We start from the raw sequence: 20,254 nt of genomic DNA on the forward strand, positions 1-20,254 counted from the left end.
TGCTTGGCATGCAATTACCGGACATGAACCTGCTGGTCGCCCTCGACGCCTTGCTCGACGAGGGCAGTGTGGTAGGCGCCGCGCGGCGGATGAACCTGAGCCCGGCCGCCATGAGTCGCACCCTCACGCGCATCCGCGAGGCAGTGGGCGATCCGATCCTGGTGCGCGCCGGTCGCGGCCTGGTACCGACGCCCAAGGCCCTGGAGCTACAAGGCCAGGTGCGCAGCGTGGTGGAGCAGGCGGCGCTGCTGTTCCGCTCGGCGGACGAAGTGGACCTGCGCACCCTGCGCCGACGCTTCAGCGTGCGGGCCAATGACTTTTTTGTCGGTGTGTATGGCGGTCGGCTGTTCGACACCATGGAACGCATGGCGCCGCTGTGCGAACTGCGCTTCGTGCCGGAAGGCGACACCGATGACGAGGCCCTGCGTGAAGGCCGTCTCGACCTGCGGGTGGGCAACACCATGCCGATCACTCCGGAAGTGAAGGTGCAGAACCTGTTCACCACCACCTTCGTCGGCCTGGCACGGGAAGGGCACCCGTTGTTCGATGGAGAAATCACCGCCGAACGGTTTGCCAGCTATTCGCATATCAGCATCTCCCGCCGCGGCATTGCCCGGGGGCCCATCGACACCGCCCTGAACGCCCAGGGCCTGGAACGCCGAGTCGCGATGATCGCCCCGGGGTTTCACGGCGCGATGTTCATGCTGCCGGACTCCGACCTGATCCTGCCGGTGCCCAAGGAAGCGCTCTACAGCGCCAATCGCCTGAAGCTGCCGTTGCGAGCCTTCACCCTGCCAATTTCCCTGCCGACCCTGGTGCTGACCCAAGCCTGGCACCCGCGTTTCGACAAGGACCCGGCCCATAGATGGCTGCGCGAGACCATGCGTGAATGCTGCGAGGCGACGTGGAAGGAAGCGCAGCCCACGTGAGTCGCAAGTGAGCCCGGTCAATGTGGGAGCTGGCTTGCCTGCGATGCGGGCGACACGGCTTTTCAGGCATAGCGAGGTGATGCCATCGCGGGCAAGCCCGGCTCCCACAGAGATCGCCTACATTTTGATCATTGCGTCTGGTGCACTTATAAGCTTCCGATAAGTCACTTTTTGTCATGTCTAAGCCTTATTAAACTGCTCGGGTATTTCCTATTCCGAGTTGTAGTTCATGACGTCCCTCGCTGCTCCCGCACCCCTGGCCGCAGCCAAACCGACCGCCATTACCCCGCCCGTTTTCGGCCCGCGCATCATCATCGGCCTGGTGGGCGTATTGCTTGCGGTACTGGTGTCCGGCCTCAACGAGATGGTGACCAAAGTCGCTCTCGCCGATATTCGTGGTGCGATGTACATCGGCTTCGACGAAAGTACCTGGCTGGTGGCTGCCTACACCGCCACCTCTGTCTCGGCGATGGCCTTTGCACCCTGGTGTTCGGTGACGTTCTCTCTGCGCCGTTTCACTCTCTGCGCCATCGGCCTGTTCACCGTGCTTGGCGTGCTGTGCCCGTTCGCACCGAACTACGAAAGCCTGCTGATCCTGCGCACCGTGCAAGGCCTGGCCGGTGGCGCCTTGCCGCCGATGCTGATGACCGTGGCCCTGCGGTTCCTGCCGGCCAACGTCAAGCTGTACGGCCTGGCCGGCTATGCCCTCACGGCCACTTTCGGCCCTAGCCTCGGCACACCGCTGGCGGCCATGTGGACCGAATACGTCGGCTGGCAATGGGCGTTCTGGCAGATTGTCGGGCCGTGCCTGCTGGCCATGGCGGCCGTGGCCTACGGCTTGCCCCAGGACCCGCTGCGCCTGGAGCGCTTCAAGCAGTTCAACTGGCGTGGTCTGCTGCTGGGGTTCCCGGCGATCTGCATGCTGGTGATCGGCCTGTTGCAGGGCAATCGGCTGGACTGGTTCGAGTCGCCGCTGATTACCTCATTGTTGATCGGCGGCCTGGTGTTGCTGGTGCTGTTCATGATCAACGAGTGGTCGCACCCGATGCCGTTTTTCAAGTTGCAGATGCTTGGGCTGCGCAACCTGTCGTTCGCGCTGATTGTGCTCGCCGGGGTGCTGATCGTGCTGCTGGCGGTGACCATCATTCCGTCCAGCTACCTGGCCCAGGTGCAAGGCTACCGCCCGCTGCAAACTGCACCGGTGATGCTGATCATGGCGCTGCCGCAGTTGATCGCACTGCCGTTGGTGGCGGCGTTGTGCAACTTGCGCTGGGTCGATTGCCGCTGGGTATTGGGCATTGGCTTGAGCATGTTGATCCTGTCCTGCGTGGGCGGGGCGCAACTCACGTCGGCATGGATTCGCGATGATTTCTACGTGCTGCAACTGCTGCAAATCTTCGGGCAACCGATGGCGGTGTTGCCGCTGCTGATGCTCTCCACCGGCAGCATCACGCCCCAGGACGGGCCTTTCGCCTCAGCGTGGTTCAACACCGTGAAAGGCCTGGCTGCCGTGGTCGCCACCGGCGTGCTCGATGCCCTGACCACACACCGCCTGCATTTCCACTCGACCATGCTGGTGGACAGCCTGGGCAACTCGCCCCTGGCCGACAGCGATGCCGCCGGCCTTGCCCATCGGCTGCACGAGCAGGCCGTGGTGCTCACCTCTTCGGATCTCTACTACGTCATGGCCGGTGTCGCGGCGGCGTTGATCCTGCTGATTTTCTGGATGCCGACGCGGATTTATCCGCCCCGCGCGCCGACTTGATTGCTCACTGAGCCAAAGGGATTGTTATGAAACGCAAAGACAAAATCGCTGTAACCGTCATCACCGTGTTTGCCGTAGGTGTGCTGGTTTACCTGCTGGCGCCGGGTGTGTTCGGCAGCAAACGCCAGAGCACCAACGACGCCTTCGTCGCCGCTGACTACACCCTGGTGGCGCCGCGTGTGGCCGGCTTCATCAAGGAAGTGCTGGTGGAAGACAACCAGCGGGTCAAGGCCGGGCAGTTGCTGGCGCTGATCGATGACCGTGACTTCCGCGCCGCTGCCCAGGCGGCCGATGCCGATACGCTGGTGGCCCAGGCGCAGCTGAAAAATGCCACGGCAACCCTGGAGCGCCAAAGCTCGGTGATTGCCCAGGCCCAGGCGACTGTGGCGGCGGATCGCGCCGAAGTGGCGTTTGCCGAACACGAACTGAACCGCTACAACCACCTCGCGGGTGTAGGCGCCGGCACCGTACAGAACGCCCAGCAAGCCAAGACGCGTATTGACCAGGCCACCGCACGCCTGGCGAATGCCACGGCGGTGCTGGCCGCTGAACGCAAGCAGGTGGAAATCCTCAGCGCCCAGCGTGATGCGGCAGAGGGCGGCCTGAAACGTGCCCAGGCCGCACTGGAAATGGCCAGCTATCAGCTGTCGTACACCCGCATCGTCGCGCCGGTGGACGGCATGGTCGGCGAGCGCGCGGTGCGGGTCGGCGCCTATGTGACGCCGGGCAGCAAGATCCTCGCCGTGGTACCGCTGGCCGAGGCCTACGTGGTGGCCAATTTCCAGGAGACCCAGTTATCCCACATGCACGCTGGCCAAACGGTGGACGTGAAGGTCGACAGCCTCGACGGCGAAGTGCTCAAGGGCCACCTCGAAAGCCTGGCGCCAGCTACCGGCGTGACATTTGCCTCGGTCAAACCCGACAACGCCACCGGCAACTTCACCAAGGTGGTGCAGCGTATTCCGGTAAAAATTATCCTGGAGCCCGGCCAGGCGTTGACCGAGCGCCTGCGGGTCGGCATGTCGGTGGAAGCCAGCGTCGACACCCACGCCGCCGCCCAGCAACGTGAGGTGGCGCAGCAATGAGACGCCTTGCCTGGTTAACCTTGAGCCTGCTCACCCTGAGTGCCTGCACCGTCGGCCCGGACTTCCAGCGCCCGCTGAATCCCGTCGGCCAATGGACCGAGCCCCATGGCCGGCAAGCCGCCAGCCACGCGGTCAACGACCCGCTGGAAGAGCGCTGGTGGGAAGTGTTCCACGATGCGCAGCTCACCGCGCTTACCCATCGCGCGCTGACCGATAACCTTGACCTGAAACTCGCCAGCAGCCGCCTGCAACAAAGCCGCGCGGCGCGCCAGGTGATCACCGCCGAGCGCTACCCGACCGTCAACGCCACCGGCGATTACCTGCGTCAGCGCAACAGCGCCGATGGCTTGAGCGATGCCTCGGGCAAGAACGGCCGCTCGGCGTTCAACCAGTGGGACATGGGTTTCTCCGCCGCCTGGGAACTGGACTTCTGGGGCCGCGTAAAACGCGAAACCGAAGCCGCCGACGCCACCCTGCAAGTCGCCGAAAACGACCGCCGCGCGGTGCTGTTGTCGGTGCTGGCGGAAACCGCCCAGGACTACATCCAACTGCGCGGCGTGCAAAACACCCGCGCCGTCACCGAGCAAAACCTCGAGGTGGCGCGCCACAGCCTGAAGCTCTCGCAACTGCGCCTGGCCGATGGTGTCGCCACTGACCTGGACGTAGCCGAAGCCGCTGCTCAAGTGGCCGCCATCGAGGCGCGCCTGCCGGATTTGCAGCAACGCCAGGACCAGTTGATCAACGCCCTGAGCCTGCTGATGGGTGAACCGCCACAAGCCTTGTACGCCGAGCTGTCCAAGGACGCTGCGGTGCCGCAAACCCAACGCCAGGTCGCCATCGGCCTGCCGTCGCAACTGGCCGAGCGCCGCCCGGATATCCGCCAGGCCGAAGCTCGCTTGCATGCGGCCACCGCCTCCATTGGTGTGGCCAAGGGCGACTTCTACCCGCGCATCACCCTGTCTGGCAGCGTGGGCTCCCAGGCGTTGCAACTGGCGGATTTCGGCTCGTGGAGTTCGCGTGCATTCGCCTTCGGCCCGCAACTGAGCTTGCCGATTTTCAACGGTGGCCGGTTGCAAGGCATGCTCGATCTGCGCGAAGCCCAGCAACAGGAAGCGGCCCTGGCCTACCAGCAGACCGTGCTGCGGGCCTGGCATGAAATCGATGATCAACTGACCCGCTACAACGCCAGCCAACTGCGGCGCGACAGCCTTGCCGAAGCCGTGCGGCAGAACCAGATCGCCCTTGCCACGGCGCAGCATCAATACGTCGAAGGCGTGGTGGATTTCGTCAACGTACTGACCGTGCAAAGTGCGTTGCTGGCGACCCAGGAGCAGTGGGTGGAAAGCTCCACCGGCGTGTCCCTGGCCATGGTCGGGTTGTACAAGGCATTGGGCGGGGGCTGGGAATCGGTGTACCCGTTGCAGACCGCCGGACGCTGAATGACAAAGAACTTTGCCAGCCACGCAACAAGGTGTAATGATAATTGCTCTCAATAACGTATCCGAGCTTTTCATGGACACCGCGACTGACGGCCGGCAACAGCTTCATCTCCTGTATCGCGACCATCATGGCTGGCTGCAAGGCTGGCTGCGCAAACGCCTGGGGGATCGCGAACACGCCGCCGATGTGGCGCAGGACACCTTCCTGCGCTTACTGGTATCGGGGCGCTTTCCCGGTGACAAGGAAAGCCGCAGCTACCTGACGCAGATCGCCCGCAACCTGGTGATTGATCAATGGCGACGCCTGCGCATCGAGCGTGCCTACCTGGAAAGCATTGCCCACCTGCCGGAGCCCGAATCCCCGTCCCTGGAAACCCGCGCACTGATCCTCGAAACCCTGATGCAGATCGACGCCATGCTCGACCGCATGCCCGACAACGTGCGCCGCGCGTTCCTGTTGTCGCAGTTCGAAGGGCTGAGCTACGCACAGATTGCCGAGCGCCTGGAGGTGACCGTCAGCTCGGTGCAGAAGTACATGACCCGGGCGATTCTCGCCTGCTACCAGGTCGTCTACGAAGAATGAGAACCCGGCACGAAGCGCCGATTGCCCCGGCCATTGTCGAGCAGGCCAGCGAGTGGTTGATGCTGCAATGGGGCGGCGAGATGGACGGCGATCAGCGCCAGGCCTTCGCGCGCTGGCAGGAGGCCGATCCGGAACACCGGCGCGCCTGGAAGCGCTTGCAGCAGTTACAGCAAACCCTCGGCGGTGTGCCTGTCGACAGTGCCCGTGCGGTGTTACGCGATACACCGGACACCCAACGCCGCGCCGCCTTGAAACTGCTCGGGCTGTTGCTGGTGGCCGGTGGCAGCGGCTATCTGGTGCAAAGCAGCCAGCCCTGGCAGGCGGCGTTTGCCGAATACCGCACCGCCACGGGCGAGATTCGCCACCTGACCTTGAGCGATGGCACGCGCCTGGACCTCAACAGCAACAGCGCGGTCGACTTGCGCTTCAGCGCCAGTGAGCGGCGTATCCGCCTGATACGCGGCGAGATCCTGCTGACCAGCGGCCACGATCCGTCCCGGCCATTGATCGTCGAAACCCCGGCCGGAGATGTGCAGGCCTTGGGCACCCGGTTTGCCGTGCGTGAAGTGGACGATGGCAGCCGCGTCGACCTGTATGAAGGACGTGTGCAGGTACGTCCGGTGCGCGGTGCGGCGGTGCAGATGAATGCCGGGGACAGCCTGTGGTTCAGCGCCAGCCGGACTTCGACGCTGGTGCCGGTGGATGCCAATGCCAGCAGTTGGACCGAGAACCGCTTGATCGCCGAGCGCCAGCCGCTGGGGCAGTTCGTTGCCGAGTTGAGCCGTTATCGCCCGGGGCTGTTGCGCTGCGATGCGGCAGTGGCCGGCTTGCTGTTGACCGGCGTGTTTCCGCTGAATGACACCGACGCGATTCTCCACGCGCTTGAGCGTTCGTTGCCGGTGCAGGTACAGGCGGTGACGCGCTATTGGGTCACGATCAAGGCGCGGGGCTAAAAAATTTTTTGCCTACGGCTTGTCGGTTTTCCAACCCCGTCCGGGATACCTCTTGAAAGCCAATCAAGAAGCGTTCTCACGGGGAGCCCTGCAATGTCGCACCACCCAATCCAACCCCTGGCCCGCGCCCTGCGCCGTGGCCTGTTTGTCAGTCTGCTGGCGACGGCGCCTGTGGTGCCGAGCGTGGTCCAGGCCCAGGAGAGTGCTGAAGCCCTGCGCCAATACAACATTGCGGCGGGCAACCTCGACCAGGCCTTGAACCAGTTCGCCAGCGCCTCGGGGATTCTGTTGTCGGTGGACGCCTTGCTGACCCAAGGCAAGCGCAGCGCCGGCTTGCAGGGCCGCTACGCCACCGGGCCAGGGTTGGAGCGTTTGTTGGCCGGCAGCGGATTGGTCGCGGTGCAATCCCAGGGCGGCTGGTCATTGCAGGCCCTGCCCGCGAGCGGCGCGCTGCAACTCGGTGCGACGCAGATCAGTGGTCAACAGGATCAGGAAACGGCCTGGGGCCCGGTTGACGGCATCGTTGCCAAGCGCAGCGCCACCGGGAGCAAGACCGATTCGGCGCTGGTGGAAATCCCCCAGACCATCAACGTCATCACCGCCGCCGAGATCAAGGCGCGGGGCGCGCAAAGCGTTACCCAGGCGTTGCTCTATACACCGGGCATGACGGCCGGCGGTTTTTCCGATCGGGTCAAACTGTTTGATGAGCCTACTTCCCGTGGCTTTACGCCGACGCCGCTGTACCTCGACGGTTTGCACTTGCCCTACGGCGGCGGCAGCACCGGCGGTGCTTTGCAGATCGAGCCCTATTCCCTGGAGCGCATCGAAGTGCTCAAGGGGCCGGCCTCGGTCTTGTACGGGCAGAACCAACCGGGTGGCATCGTCAACATGGTCAGTAAGCGCCCCAGCGAAACCCCGGTGCATCAAGTGGTGCTGGAGGCCGGCACCTACGAGCACAAAAGCGCCGCCATCGACCTCGGAGGACCGCTGGATGAGCAGGGCGAGTTTCTCTATCGCCTCACCGGCCTGGCCAAGGACGAACAGGGCGAGATCAACTACGTCGAGAACAAACGCCAGTTCATCGCTCCCAGCCTGACCTGGCAGCCCAACGACGACACGCGCCTGACCGTGTTCGCCCAGTACCAGAAAGACAAAGGCGTGCCCGAGGCCCAGGGGTTGCCCGCGTCCGGGACGATCTGGGACAACCCCAACGGCAAGATCAAGCGTGATGTGTTCATCGGTGAGCCAGGCGTCAACCAGTACAACCGCGAGCAGTACGTGTTGGGCTATGAGGTGTCCCATCGCCTGAACGACACCTGGACCCTCAAGCAAAACGCTCGCTACGCCGAAGTGGACGACCGCTACACCGCACCGTTGCACGGCTACAGATTTGTGCCCAACCCGGTAACCGGCGTGCAAGACCAACGCTATCTGCAACGCTTCGGTGTGGACTGGTCGCAGCACAACAAAGTATTCGGTGTGGATAGCATCGCCCAGGCGGAGTTCGACACCGGCGCCCTGTCCCACACGTTGATCGTTGGCCTGGATTACTACCACTTCAACTCGCAATTCCACGGCCTGTACGATCGTAATCCGCCGGTGATCGACCTGTTCAAGCCGGTCTATGGCCAGCGGCTGAATTTCGGCCAGCCTTATCGCTGGGACCGCACCGTGACCCAGACCGGCTTGTACGTGCAGGACCAGATCAAATTGGACAAGTGGGCGCTGGTCCTTGGCGGGCGCTACGACTGGGCCAACGTGGTCAACAAGGAACCACTGGCCGACACCCGCACCAGCAGCAAAGACCAGGCGTTCACCGGCCGGGCCGGTCTGGTGTACCTGTTCGATAATGGCCTGGCGCCGTTTGTCAGCTACTCCGAATCCTTCCTGCCGCTGTCGGGCACCGATATCAGCGGCAAACCATTTGACCCCTCTACCGGCAACCAGTACGAAGTCGGCCTGAAATACCAGCCGCCGGGCCAGAAGAGTTTTGTGCAGGTTTCGGTCTATCAACTGGATCAGAAAAACGTGCTGACCACCAACCCGGTAGACACCACCTTCAGCACCCAGAGCGGTGCCATGCGCTCACGTGGCGTGGAGCTGGAAGCCAAGGCGTCCCTCAGCGATGCCTGGGACGTGGTCGCGTCAGCGGCGCGCAATGACATCAAGTACACCAAGGACAACGACGGTCGTCAGGGCCGGCATCCGGCCGGCATTGCGCCGCTTACCGCTTCGGTCTGGGTCAACTACACCGTCCTTGGCGACACACCCCTGGCCGGTGTTGGCGCAGGATTGGGCGCGCGTTACGTTCGCAGCAGCTTTGGTGATTACTACGCAGGGGCGTTCAGCATTCCGTCCTATACCGTCTACGACGCCAGCCTGAGCTACGACCTGGGCCGCTCGGCGTTCAAGCTCAAAGGCGTGAAGCTGGCAATGAACGTGCAGAACCTCACCAACAAGACCTACGTGTCGCAATGCACCAGTGACCTGGATTGTTACTACGGGGAAGGGCGCACGGTGGTGTCGAGCTTGACTTATGACTGGTAGATACCGGTCATTCGCGGGCGTTTTTTAGCCCTGAGTGCCCACAGTCCAAGGACCGTGGGCACTCAGGGATTCTGCAAAAACACCACATACCCGCGAAACCACTCACTCCCCTTCAAATACCCCGGCTCCTCCCATGCCCCACCCTGAATCAACCCAATCTTGAACGGCACCCCCAACCGGTTCATGCGTGGCAGATACGCCGCGTAGTCCGGGATGCTGTGGCGCCCCTGGTAGGTCTGCACCACCACTTCATCAATCACGCCCTTGAGTTGTGCGATGGCGGCCGGGTCGGCGTTGCTGCTCCAGTCCATCAGCCCGGTGATGCTCAGGCGTAGATCCTTGGGCAAGCGTTGGCGCAGGTCGCGCAGGAAATCCGCGTATTCGTCGAGGTATTGCGTGCGCGCATCGAAGTCGATCTGGATGCCCATCACCGGGTTGCCCGCATCCCGCCAGCGTTGCACCTGGCCGAGCATCTGGCTGTACACCGACTCGGGCCAGTGCAGGGTGTGGGCGCGGTACACCACCCAGATTTCACCCTGGGTGATGCGCGGCACACTCATGCCCTGGGCGATGAATTGCACGCCACGCCGGGGCGCGCGGCGGGTCGAGTTGATCTGGCCCTGGAGGATGTACAGGGTTTTCGCCTGCTTGAGCACCGGCTGCGGCGCGACGCCGCTCCACAGCCAGAACGCGTCATGGTCGCGGGCGTCCACCGCGCCGAAGGCCGGGCTTGCCAGCAGGAGCAGGGCCAGCCAGAAACGCTTCACGGCTTACCAGTAGTACTGCAGCGACTTGCCCCACTGGGTGTCGGCGAACCCGGTTTTCAACTGGCGGAACCAGCCTTTGCGCACGTTCTTGTCGACGTCCTCGCCACCGCAACTGTTGTAGCCCGAAGGTCCGTAGCAGTTGATGGCACGAAACAGCGCGTAGGCCTTGTCGTTTCGCGGTGCCTTGGGATTGCCGATCACCCGCTTGTAGCCCTCCAGTCGCGAGAAGGTTTCACCCTTGAAGGGCGAGGCAGTGCTGCCCAGGCTGCCGGCGGAGCGCGCTTGTTCCAGGGGCATGCCGTCAAGACCGTTACGCAGGACGAATTCACCGAGGCAGTTCAGGCCCTGCGGGTTTTTCGGATCGGCCTGCAAGGTACTGGCGATTTGCGCGATGCTCGGGCAGGTGTAGCCGGACTCGGCCTTGTCACCGTTCCACTGGAACAGTCTCAACGACTGGCCGCCGCTGTAGACGTAGCCCAGGCTGGTGCCGAGCTTGTCATCGGGAACCGAGGCGGGCAGTTGCTTGAGGTCCTCGGCAAAGGTCTCGAACTGGCCGCGCAGCAGGTCTTTATAGAGCAGCGTGAATTGTGCGGTCTGGCGCTCTACCGGGTCTTCGGCATGGGCAAGCTGTTGGCGCAGCAGGTCGGGACCGGCGACGTTGCGCAGCAGGATATAGCGCACCTGCTTGGCACTGATCGGCGAATCGGCGGCGAATACCTTGGCCAGCTGGCCGCTGCGTTCGTAGTTCATCGCCAATGCCAGCTCCAGCTGGTCACGTTGCAACGGTTGCTTGGTCAGCGGCAGCAGTTGCAGCCACAGCGCTTCGGCGGCTTTCCAGTCTTCCTTGGCTTCCAGCGCGAGGCCACGCAGGGTCTGTTGGCTGAAAGCGAAGTAGTCGAGATTCGACGGCACGTCTTGCGGCAGCAGCTTCAAGGTACGGTCGGGCTGATGCTCGACGTTCAGGGCAAACGCCGCCTGCACGTAGGCATACAGCGCGGGCTCCTGCGCGAACACCGCTTTTTGTGCATCGAGCGCTTCACGCGTGAGCTTCGGCGGCTCGCCGGCACGCATCCACATCAGGTCGTTGAGGGCCAGGATCAGCGGGTTGCCCACAGGTGCCGTGGTGCTGGTCAGCAGCTTGGTGTCGGCTTCCTGCACCAGTTCATCCAGCGACACGTTGCGCTGGGCATCGGTGGCCTGGGTCAGTTGCCAGGCAAAGTCGTCCGCCAGTTTGTCGGGGTTGGGCGCCAGCCAGTGCACCCGGCGCAACAGGCCACGGGCGGAGGCGGCGTATTCGCCCTGTGGATAAGTTTTCAGGTAGTCGTCGAAAGCGCTTTCGGCCCGTTGCAGGGCAGACTTATCCACATGCTCAAGCGACGGCGTGCCGTATTCATCGAAGGCATTTTGCTGGGCGTCGTTCAGCGCGGTGCGGGCGGTCATGTACAGCGCTGTTTCCTTCAGCCAGGGCAGCGAGCTGCTCGTCAGCCCGGCAAAACCTTTTTGCGCATCGCTGAAGCGTCCGCTGTAAAAGTCCCCGGCGGCTTTCAGATAGGTGAGCAATGCCTGGCCGTCTGCCGATTTGATTTGGTCGGCCTCGCCTGCCGCTACGCCGTCCGAGGAACAACTGCCGAGCATCTGCAGCCGCAGCTTGGCCAGTAACTGGCGCTCGGCCTGCGGTACATCGGCCTTCACCACCTGGCTGATAAACGCGGCGGCGCTGTCATCGGCGTTGCTGCGGCAGCGGCTGCCTTCGCCGGAAAGGAAGGCTTCACCGGCGGTCTTGGCGTCGTCGCGCGTGATGCCCAGCGGGCTGAGCAGTGCATCCAGTTCGGCGGTGCGCGAGTCGTCGGGTTTGTTGTCGGGCTCATCCGCAGCCGGCATAAGCCGATACACCGGAAAGGGCACCGGGCCAAATCCTTCGGACACGTCCTGCTCGCCCAAGGCATTCGGCGCCAGCGGCATGACGTTTTTGTCCGCCAGCAACAGCCGCAGGTTGACCCGGCTGTCATTGCCGGGGCTCAGGAAGGGCAGGTTGCTGCACACGTCCAGGCTGTTGCGCGACACCCGCCAATCCGGGTAGCAAGAGTCATCGCCGCTGGCGTGGGCCTGGAGGGGAAGGGTGGCGAGCAATGCCAGTGCCAGGGGTGACAGAAGACCGATGCGCATGAAATGTCCTTGATCCTGAATCCATGGAAGGCAGCAATCATAGCGTGATCCGATGAAAGCGTCGGAGACGTCCTGCGCAAAATTCAGATTTGTCCGATTGGCGGATGGTTGGTCAAATCCATGCAAAACAGCGGGCGAATCAAGGCCTTTTGACCTAGAGTGGCGGGTGTTCGCGCAAGCGCAGGTTCAGTAGTGGGTGAGGAAGTAGAGGTGCGACGCTCTGTGGCGGAACAAGACAACAAGGCCGGGGCATTGCCCGTGCTCAATCCTGGCCTATGGGAGAATGCCGGCTGGCTGGCTCGGTTGTGGTGGGTACCGCTGGTGGCGTTGGCCATGGCCATGCGTTTCTATGGCCTGACCGCCTCCGCCATCTGGGGCGATGAAGGTTCAAGCCTGCTGCTCGCCGAGTATTCCCTGGAAGACCTGTGGTTTCACGCCGCACATGACGTTCATCCGCCGCTGTATTTCTTCATGCTGCGCGGCTGGATCGAGGTGTTCGGCGACAGCATTTTCTCCCTGCGCAGCATGAGTGCGATCCCCGGTGTGGTCGCAGTCGGCCTGGGAATCTGGCTGACACGACTGATCGCGACCCGTCGCGCGGCGGTGCTGGCCGGGATTCTGTTGGCGTTGCTGCCCACGGCAGTGCGCTACAGCCAGGAAGTGCGGATGTATTCGCTGCTGGGCGTGTGGCTGCTGGCCGCCACCCTGGCCTTGGTGTATTGGGTCCGCCAGCCTGAGCGCAAGCGCTATCTGGTGGCCTATGCGCTGTTGATGACGGCAGCCTTCTACACCCACTATTTCACCGCGTTGTGCGTGCTGGTGCATTGGTCATGGCTGCTGTTGCTGCGCCAGCCACGGGCCGGCGGCCTGCGCCTGGTCACGCGTGCGGGCTGGTGGGTGGCCAACGTTGCCATTGTGTTGCTGTACTTGCCCTGGCTCCCGAATCTGCTGGGCCTGGTGCAGCACACCGAAGAACTCAAGGTGGGCGGTGATATTGGCTGGGAAGACCCGGTCAACCTGTATTCCGTGCCGTCGATGGTGTGGCAGTTCCTCATTCAGGACCCGGGCGACCACTTGTGGCGACCGCTCTTTGTGGTGTTTCCGTTATTGCTGATGGCGCTGGTCGGTGTGACTGCCTGGCGCGATCAAAGCCGCTACCGCTTCGGTTGGCTGCTGGGGCTTTTTTTCATGCTGCCGGTGCTGCTGGTCTATGGGGTTTCGTTTATTTCCCCGGTGTTTATCGAGCGTTATCTCACCGCCTACGCGATGAGTTTGCCGATCATCGTGGCGTTGGCCGTCGACCGTCTGTCGCCGCGCCTGCCGCTCGCAGCGGCGGCAGTCTTCGTGTTGTTTGTCGGGGTCGAGCTGGTGGGCGTGAAAACCAACTCCACCGTCGATGAGCATGATCAATTCAACGTGGTGGTGGAGTTCGTCAATCGCAACTACCAGGAAGATGACCGCATCGTCATCAGCGACATGCTGTGGTACCTGCCCTACGTCTATTACGACGAGACCGACGCCCAGTTGCAGCTTTTCACACCGCCGACCGCCGCCGGCAAGTCCACCCGGCCTAATGCCTATGGTTTTGGCACCCTGGTGGACCAGGATGGCGGGCGCATCTACCTTGATCGCTTGTCGGCGTTACCCGCCGAGATCCAGCGTGTATGGCTGATCAGCGCCGCGGAGCCGCCGGATGAGTTTGCCCCGTTGCCGGCCGGATGGCGTCAGCTCAGCCAGCAGGACGGCGGCGGCGCGCGGGCCCGGCTGTTCGTGCTGTGTAACGCGCCAGCGGGCGTGCACCGTGAGGGCTGCGATTAATCCGCGCAACACCTGAGAGGTTTATGTTCGCCTGGGGCGCTAGACTCAGGTGAACCCTCTCTCCAGGAACGCCTCATGGAATCCCCAGTCCACAACTTGCCATCGTTGTTCAAACAGCTCGGTTTGCCCGATGACCCGGTCAGCATCGAGCGGTTCATCGCGGTCCACTCTCCACTCAAGCCCGAATTGCATCTGGCGGAAGCGTTTTTCTGGACGCCGCCCCAGCGGGCGTTTTTGCGTGAGGAGATTCTGGAGGACGCGGATTGGGCGGAGGTGGTGGATGAGCTGAATTTGCGGTTGAGAGAGGGGCGAGGAGTCTAGGCCGTCAAGAGGCGGTTGCTTTCTCTGGTGGCCATTGGCGAGCGGTGTGCACAAGCGCCACGACCCTTTCTACGTCGGGCTCAAGTTGGTAAGCAAGGCGGTAGCTTGGATGAGGAATGACTTCGCGTGTGCCTGTGATCCTGCCGAGTGGGCCGATTTCTGGGTGTTTTGCCAGCCCCAGCACTGCACTGCTGAAGCGTCGATCCATATCGGCTGCGGCTTGTGGGTTTTTCTCAAATAAAAAGTCCCAGATATCCCTACGGTCCTGCGCCGCTTCCGGCGTCCAGGCAACCCTCATTCCTGATTATCTACGTGAGCACGTTTCGCAGAAAACTCAGCTTCCAAATCCTCATTGGAAATCTCTCTGCCTGCCTGTATCGAGGCGCGAGAGGCGTCTACTTTACGCTGCAAGAACGCGTCGTACTCCCGTGATTCCTGCTGGGCCTGGACAAACTGACGCATCATATCTCGCACGATTTGCGATGCAGGACGGTGGGTAGCCTCGCACTCGGCCATGAATTGGTCGCGTAGTTCCGACTCAAGCTTCAAGGTGAAAACGGCTAGTTTTGACATAAGTGAATGCTCTAGATTGGTATGTACGAAGTATATACAACGTGCATACCTGACGACGCATGTGAGCTGAGTGAGGCGACTGATGGTTGCTGACAGCAAACCACCTTTCCCCAAACCAGCTTTACTTAGCCCACGGGCCATCCACCCATCCGCAAATTTGTATCAAAACTTGACTGCATTGGATCCATCGACCATATTGATAGTTAGCAAACTAACTGTATGCGAATAATCCAGTGTCCCAGACCCTCGAACAACTCCAGATGAACATCAGCAGCAGCATGGTGGTAGGTGCCAGGACCTGGCGCAAAATCTGCCAGACCACGCTCGTCAGCTATGGCATCTCCGAAGCCTGCGCCGTGCCGCTGCTGATGATCGGCCGCCTCGGCGACGGTGTGCACCAGGTGAAGGTAGCCCAGGCCGCCGGGATGGAAAGCCCGTCCCTGGTGCGCCTGTTGGATCAGCTGTGCAGTTCCGGCTATGTGTGCCGCACCGAAGACATCCACGACCGCCGCGCCAAGGCCTTGAGCCTCACCGAGCGTGGCCGCGAGCTGGTGCAGGCAGTGGAACAGCAACTGGTGCGCCTGCGTCGCGAGGTGCTGGCGACAATCGACCCCGATGACCTGGAAGCTGCTTTGCGTGTACTGCGGGCCTTCGAAGGTGCCAATCAACATCCCATGGTTGTGAGTTCTTGAACGGATTTTTTACCGGCATGCCGCCGGCCAGGGATTGGTTCTATGGCGTAAGGACATTCGCCGCTTCAATGATCGCGTTGTACATCGCCATGCTGATGCAAATGCCGCGTCCGTATTGGGCGATGGCCACGGTGTATATCGTGTCCAGCCCGTTTGTCGGCCCTACCAGCTCCAAGGCGCTGTACCGGGCGGTCGGTACCTTCATGGGGGCGGCCGCAGCGGTGTTTTTTGTGCCGATGTTTGTGCAGACGCCTTACTTGCTGGTGGTGGTGATCGCGCTGTGGACAGGGATTTTGCTGTTCCTGTCCCTGCACCTGCGCACCGCCAACAGCTATGCGCTGATGCTGGCCGGCTACACCTTGCCGCTGATCGCCCTGCCGGTGGTGGATAACCCGCTGGCGGTGTGGGATGTGGCCGAAGCGCGGACCGAAGAGATCTTCCTCGGCATCGCCGTGGCGGCGGTGGTGGGGGCGATGTTCTGGCCGCGACGCCTGGCGCCGGTGTTCGATGACTCGGTAAGCAAGTGGTTTGCCGACGCCCAGGTCTACAGCCAGCGCTTCCTCAGCCGCAACGTCCAGCCCGAAGAAATCAGCACCCTGCGCGGCGGCATGGTCGCTACCTTCAACACCCTGGAATTGATGATCGGCCAACTGCCCCACGAGGGCTCCCGGCCGCAAACGGTGCGCAATACAAAGGAGCTGCGCGGGCGGATGATCCACCTGCTGCCGGTGATCGACGCACTGGACGACGCCGTGTACGCGCTGGAACACCGCGCGCCGGAATTGCTCGAGCGCTTCACGCCGCTGCTGACCGAGGCCAACGAGTGGCTGGCCAGCACGCAAAAGGATGCGCCCCTCGAACGCTGGCGTGTCCTGCGTGACCAGATCGAAGCCCTGCAACCCGATGCCGACGCCCTGGATGACCGCCATCAGTTGCTGTTCTCCAACGCCCTGTATCGCCTGGGCGAGTGGGTGGATCTGTGGCAGGACTGCCGCAGCCTGCAAGCCGCCATCCAGTGCGAAAGCCAGGACAGCTGGCGCGCAGTTTACCGCCATTGGCGCCTGGGCCGGCTGACACCGTTCCTCGACCGTGGCCTGATGTTCTACTCGGCGTTTTCCACCGTCACCGCGATCATCGTCGCCTCGGTGTTGTGGATCCTGCTGGGCTGGACCGACGGTGGCAGCGCGGTGATCCTCGCGGCGGTGGCCTGCAGCTTCTTCGCCTCGATGGACGACCCGGCGCCGCAGATCTACCGGTTCTTTTTCTGGACCGCGATGTCGGTGCTGTTCGCCAGCCTCTACCTGTTTCTGGTGCTGCCCAACCTGCACGATTTCCCGATGCTGGTGCTGGCGTTTTCGGTGCCCTTTATCTGCATCGGCACGCTGACGGTACAGCCGCGTTTCTACCTCGGCATGCTGCTGACGCTGGTCAATACCTCGTCGTTCATCAGCATCCAGGGTGCCTACGACGCGGACTTCCTGGCCTTTGCCAACTCCAACCTGGCGGGCCCGGTGGGCCTGTTGTTCGCCTTTGTCTGGACCCTGATTGCCCGGCCGTTCGGCGCTGAGCTTGCGGCCAAGCGCCTGACCCGTTTCAGCTGGCGCGACATCGTCACCCTGACCGAGCCTGCGACCCTGGCCGAACACCGCAAGATGGGCGTGCAAATGCTCGACCGCCTGATGCAACACCTGCCGCGCCTGGCCATGACCGGCCAGGACACCGGCATCGCCCTGCGGGAAGTGCGGGTGGCGCTGAACCTGCTGGACCTACTGGCGTACTCGCCGCGCATCCTCGGGGTGCCGCGTGTGTTGTTGAACCAGGTGGTGGAAGGCGTCGGCGGTTACTTCAAGGCCTGCCTCAAGGCCGGTGAACGTCTGCCGGCCCCCAGCGGTCTGCTGATGACCCTCGACCGTACCCGCCGCGCCCTCAACGGCCAGGGCCTGCAAGGCGAGGACGAAACCCGCCTGCATTTGTTGCACGCCCTCAGCGGCTTGCGCCTGGCGCTGTTGCCCGGCGTGGAATTTCTTGGCGGCACAGAGATGGAAGCGCCGTTACCCGATGGAGCGCCTTTATGATCGGTGATCTGGATATCAGCGGGGTGTTCCTGCCCACGCTGCTGGTGCTGATGGGCATTACGTATGTGTTGTACCTGGTGGTGCACGGGCTGTTGACCCGCGTCCACTTCTATCGCCTGGTCTGGCACCGGGCATTGTTCAATGTGGGTCTCTACGCTCTGTTGCTGGGCGCAGTGGATTCACTCAGTCGATACCTCATGACATGAAAAAACCTTTTTTGACCATTGGCCGTGTAGTCCTGACGTTACTGGTGGTGACCTTCGCCTGCGTCGTGGTGTGGCGCATGGTGATGTACTACATGTTCGCGCCGTGGACCCGTGACGGCCACATCCGTGCCGACATCGTGCAGATCGCCCCGGACGTGTCCGGGCTGATCCAGCAAGTGGACGTGCGCGATAACCAGTTGGTGGTGCGCGGCCAGGTGCTGTTCTCCGTCGACCAGGACCGTTTCAAGCTGGCCCTGCGCCAGGCCCAGGCCGCCGTGGCCGACCGTCAGGAAACCCTGGCCCAGGCCGTGCGCGAGAACAAGCGTAACCGTGGCCTCGGCAACCTGGTGGCCAGCGAGCAACTGGAAGAAAGCCAGTCCCGCGTCGCCCGTGCCCAATCGGCCCTGGCCGAGTCGCAAGTGGCGGTGGATGCCGCGCAGCTCAACCTGGACCGCTCGGTGATCCGCAGCCCCGTGGACGGCTACATCAACGACCGTGCGCCGCGTAACCAGGAGTTCGTGACCGCCGGGCGCCCGGTGTTGTCGGTGGTGGACAGCAACTCCTTCCACATCGACGGCTACTTTGAAGAGACCAAGCTCGACGGCATTCACGTCGGCCAGAGCGTCGACATCCGCGTGATCGGCGACAACGCTCGCCTGCGCGGGCATGTGCAGAGCATCGTCGCCGGTATCGAAGACCGTGACCGCACCAGCGGCTCCAACCTGCTACCGAACGTCAACCCGGCGTTCAGCTGGGTGCGCCTGGCCCAGCGGATTCCGGTGCGCATTGCGTTTGACGATGTGCCGGCAGACTTCCGCATGATTGCCGGGCGCACCGCCACCGTGTCGATCGTCGACGACCAACCCAAGTCGGAGAACAAGCCATGAAACGGCTTTTAGCAACCGCCGGGCTGGGGTTGTTGCTGGCGGCCTGCCAAGTGGTGGGGCCCGATTACAAACTGCCGGACAAGGCGGCCGTGAACCGTGGTGACCTTCAGGGCCAGTTGGCCGGGGAGGGCAGCAATGTGGTGTCGGCGCCGGTACCGGCGGACTGGTGGAAGCTTTACCAGGACCCGCGCCTGGATAAGCTGGTGGAGCAGGCCATGGCCTCCAACACCGACCTGCGGGTGGCTGCGGCCAACTTGCAGCGCTCGCGCTATCAGGTGCAGCAAGCCGAATCGGCCGGCGGCTGGAGTGCCGGCGCCAAGGCCGAAGCCCAGCGCCTGCAAGAATCGGGTGAGGCCTATTTGCTGACGGAAAAAGTCCCGGTGGCGAATATCGGCAGCGCCAGTATCAGCACCTCCTATCAATTCGATTTGTTCGGCACCTTGCAGCGCGGCATTGAAAGCTCCCAGGCCACTGCCGATGCGGCCCAGGCGGCGTCCGATATCGCCCGTATCACCCTGGTGGCGGACGTGGTGCGCTCCTACACCCAGGTGTGTGCGGCCAACGAAGAGCTGGCGATCGCCAACGAGTCCCTCGACCTGCAAGCCCAGAGCACGCACCTGACCCAGCGCCTGCGGGATGCCGGGCGCGGTGATGAAACCCAGGTCACCCGTTCGCAAACCCAATACAAATCCTTGCGCGCCGAAATGCCGCGCTATGAAGCACTGCGCCAGGCCGGGCTGTTCCGCCTGTCGATGTTGCTGGCCAGGCCGCTGGATCAACTGCCGGCCGGCACTGCCCAATGCGCCGAGCTGCCGCACATCGCGCAGTTGTTGCCGGTGGGCGATGGCGCCACGCTGCTCAAGCGCCGCCCTGACGTGCGCCAGGCCGAACGCCAACTGGCGGCGGCCACCGCGCGCATCGGTGTGGCCACCGGCGCGCTGTACCCGGACATCAGTATCGGCGCCACCGTGGGTACCGTCGGCATCCTGGATGACCTCGGCACCCCGGCCACCAACCGTTGGGGCTTTGGCCCGCTGATCAGCTGGACGCTGCCGACCAACGGCGCCCGCGCCCGCATCCACGAAGCCGAAGCCGCGACCCAGGGCGCCCTGGCGCACTTCGACGGGGTGGTGCTCAACGCTATCCGTGAAACCCAGACGGGCCTGGCGCAATACACCGCGCAACTGCAACGCCGCGATGCCCTGGCGGATGCCGGCGCGTCGGCCAAAGAGGCGGCGGAGCAGACGCACCGGTTCTTCCAGGCCGGCCGCGCGTCGTTCCTGGCCGACTTGCAAGCTACCCGCACCTACACCGACGTGCGGGCGCAACTGGCCGCGGCGAACACCCAGGTTGCCATGAGCCAGATCGATTTGTTCCTGGCCCTGGGCGGTGGCTGGGAAAGTGGACGAACGCAAGCCACACAAGCCAGCAAACCCTGAGCTGATTGC

General features: G+C 63.1%; 18 protein-coding genes. 14 read left to right on the top strand and 4 right to left on the bottom strand.

Annotation, left to right across the window (positions count from 1 at the left end; genetic code table 11):
- Positions 1–8: 8 nt before the first annotated feature.
- The 7 genes from HX786_RS17375 (at position 9) to HX786_RS17405 (ending at position 9,301) form a co-directional block, all read left to right on the top strand.
- Entirely contained in the window at positions 9–929 is a 921-nt protein-coding gene (locus HX786_RS17375) for a LysR family transcriptional regulator (protein ID WP_003218223.1), read from the top strand.
- 229 nt (positions 930–1,158) lie between these two features.
- The gene (locus HX786_RS17380) at positions 1,159–2,694 is read left to right on the top strand and encodes an MFS transporter (protein ID WP_177123202.1); all 1,536 of its coding nucleotides are present in this window, start codon (positions 1,159–1,161) and stop codon (positions 2,692–2,694) included.
- Positions 2,695–2,720: 26 nt separating this feature from the next.
- Entirely contained in the window at positions 2,721–3,779 is a 1,059-nt protein-coding gene (locus HX786_RS17385) for an HlyD family secretion protein (protein ID WP_003218219.1), read from the top strand.
- Positions 3,776–5,218 (top strand): efflux transporter outer membrane subunit, encoded by a 1,443-nt coding sequence (locus tag HX786_RS17390; RefSeq protein WP_177009328.1) that lies wholly within the window; start codon positions 3,776–3,778, stop codon positions 5,216–5,218. The genes HX786_RS17385 and HX786_RS17390 overlap by 4 nt, the downstream gene beginning before the upstream one ends.
- Positions 5,219–5,291: 73 nt before the next feature.
- Entirely contained in the window at positions 5,292–5,801 is a 510-nt protein-coding gene (locus HX786_RS17395) for a sigma-70 family RNA polymerase sigma factor (protein WP_008433639.1), read from the top strand.
- Complete coding sequence (locus HX786_RS17400) at positions 5,798–6,754, top strand: FecR domain-containing protein (protein ID WP_008433641.1); 957 nt, start codon at positions 5,798–5,800, stop codon at positions 6,752–6,754. The genes HX786_RS17395 and HX786_RS17400 overlap by 4 nt, the downstream gene beginning before the upstream one ends.
- 93 nt (positions 6,755–6,847) lie before the next feature.
- On the top strand, positions 6,848–9,301 hold the full coding sequence (locus HX786_RS17405) for a TonB-dependent siderophore receptor (protein WP_177081709.1): 2,454 nt from the start codon (positions 6,848–6,850) through the stop codon (positions 9,299–9,301).
- Positions 9,302–9,363: 62 nt separating this feature from the next.
- Here the strand turns inward: HX786_RS17405 and HX786_RS17410 are convergent, their stop codons facing one another.
- Positions 9,364–10,068 carry a DUF3142 domain-containing protein gene (locus HX786_RS17410; RefSeq protein WP_177081708.1) on the bottom strand — a complete coding sequence of 235 codons (705 nt, stop codon included), beginning with the start codon at positions 10,066–10,068 and terminating at the stop codon, positions 9,364–9,366.
- A gap of 3 nt (positions 10,069–10,071) precedes the next feature.
- On the bottom strand, positions 10,072–12,234 hold the full coding sequence (locus HX786_RS17415) for an outer membrane assembly lipoprotein YfiO (protein WP_177037328.1): 2,163 nt from the start codon (positions 12,232–12,234) through the stop codon (positions 10,072–10,074).
- Between the two features lie 222 nt (positions 12,235–12,456).
- Between HX786_RS17415 and HX786_RS17420 the strand changes: the two genes are divergently transcribed.
- Together HX786_RS17420 and HX786_RS17425 are read left to right on the top strand one after the other, a co-directional pair.
- Positions 12,457–14,052 carry a glycosyltransferase family 39 protein gene (locus tag HX786_RS17420; RefSeq protein ID WP_178912380.1) on the top strand — a complete coding sequence of 532 codons (1,596 nt, stop codon included), beginning with the start codon at positions 12,457–12,459 and terminating at the stop codon, positions 14,050–14,052.
- A gap of 75 nt (positions 14,053–14,127) precedes the next feature.
- Entirely contained in the window at positions 14,128–14,373 is a 246-nt protein-coding gene (locus HX786_RS17425) for a DUF2789 domain-containing protein (protein ID WP_177020625.1), read from the top strand.
- 4 nt (positions 14,374–14,377) lie between these two features.
- Here the strand turns inward: HX786_RS17425 and HX786_RS17430 are convergent, their stop codons facing one another.
- Entirely contained in the window at positions 14,378–14,671 is a 294-nt protein-coding gene (locus HX786_RS17430) for a type II toxin-antitoxin system RelE/ParE family toxin (RefSeq protein ID WP_177027844.1), read from the bottom strand.
- Positions 14,668–14,946: a hypothetical protein gene (locus tag HX786_RS17435; protein WP_003218199.1), complete on the bottom strand. Its 279-nt coding sequence runs from the start codon at positions 14,944–14,946 to the stop codon at positions 14,668–14,670. Before HX786_RS17435 ends, HX786_RS17430 begins: the two co-directional genes overlap by 4 nt.
- Before the next feature lie 260 nt (positions 14,947–15,206).
- Here HX786_RS17435 and HX786_RS17440 point away from each other — a divergent pair, with 260 nt between their 5' ends.
- Genes HX786_RS17440 through HX786_RS17460 form a run of 5 tightly spaced genes read left to right on the top strand, consistent with a single transcriptional unit; the run spans position 15,207 to position 20,245 of the window.
- A complete protein-coding gene (locus tag HX786_RS17440; protein WP_177009336.1) occupies positions 15,207–15,638 on the top strand; it encodes a MarR family winged helix-turn-helix transcriptional regulator in 432 nt (143 codons plus the stop codon).
- Positions 15,635–17,713, top strand: a complete 2,079-nt coding sequence (locus HX786_RS17445) for an FUSC family protein (RefSeq protein ID WP_178912381.1) — start codon at positions 15,635–15,637, stop codon at positions 17,711–17,713. The genes HX786_RS17440 and HX786_RS17445 overlap by 4 nt, the downstream gene beginning before the upstream one ends.
- Entirely contained in the window at positions 17,710–17,919 is a 210-nt protein-coding gene (locus tag HX786_RS17450; RefSeq protein ID WP_003218193.1) for a DUF1656 domain-containing protein, read from the top strand. The genes HX786_RS17445 and HX786_RS17450 overlap by 4 nt, the downstream gene beginning before the upstream one ends.
- Positions 17,916–18,806 (top strand): efflux RND transporter periplasmic adaptor subunit, encoded by an 891-nt coding sequence (locus tag HX786_RS17455; RefSeq protein ID WP_178912382.1) that lies wholly within the window; start codon positions 17,916–17,918, stop codon positions 18,804–18,806. The genes HX786_RS17450 and HX786_RS17455 overlap by 4 nt, the downstream gene beginning before the upstream one ends.
- A complete protein-coding gene (locus tag HX786_RS17460) occupies positions 18,803–20,245 on the top strand; it encodes an efflux transporter outer membrane subunit (RefSeq protein WP_003218190.1) in 1,443 nt (480 codons plus the stop codon). Before HX786_RS17455 ends, HX786_RS17460 begins: the two co-directional genes overlap by 4 nt.
- The last annotated feature ends 9 nt before the right edge of the window (positions 20,246–20,254 follow it).

The organism is Pseudomonas sp. 21615526 (assembly GCF_013386245.1).
Taxonomy (GTDB): domain Bacteria; phylum Pseudomonadota; class Gammaproteobacteria; order Pseudomonadales; family Pseudomonadaceae; genus Aquipseudomonas.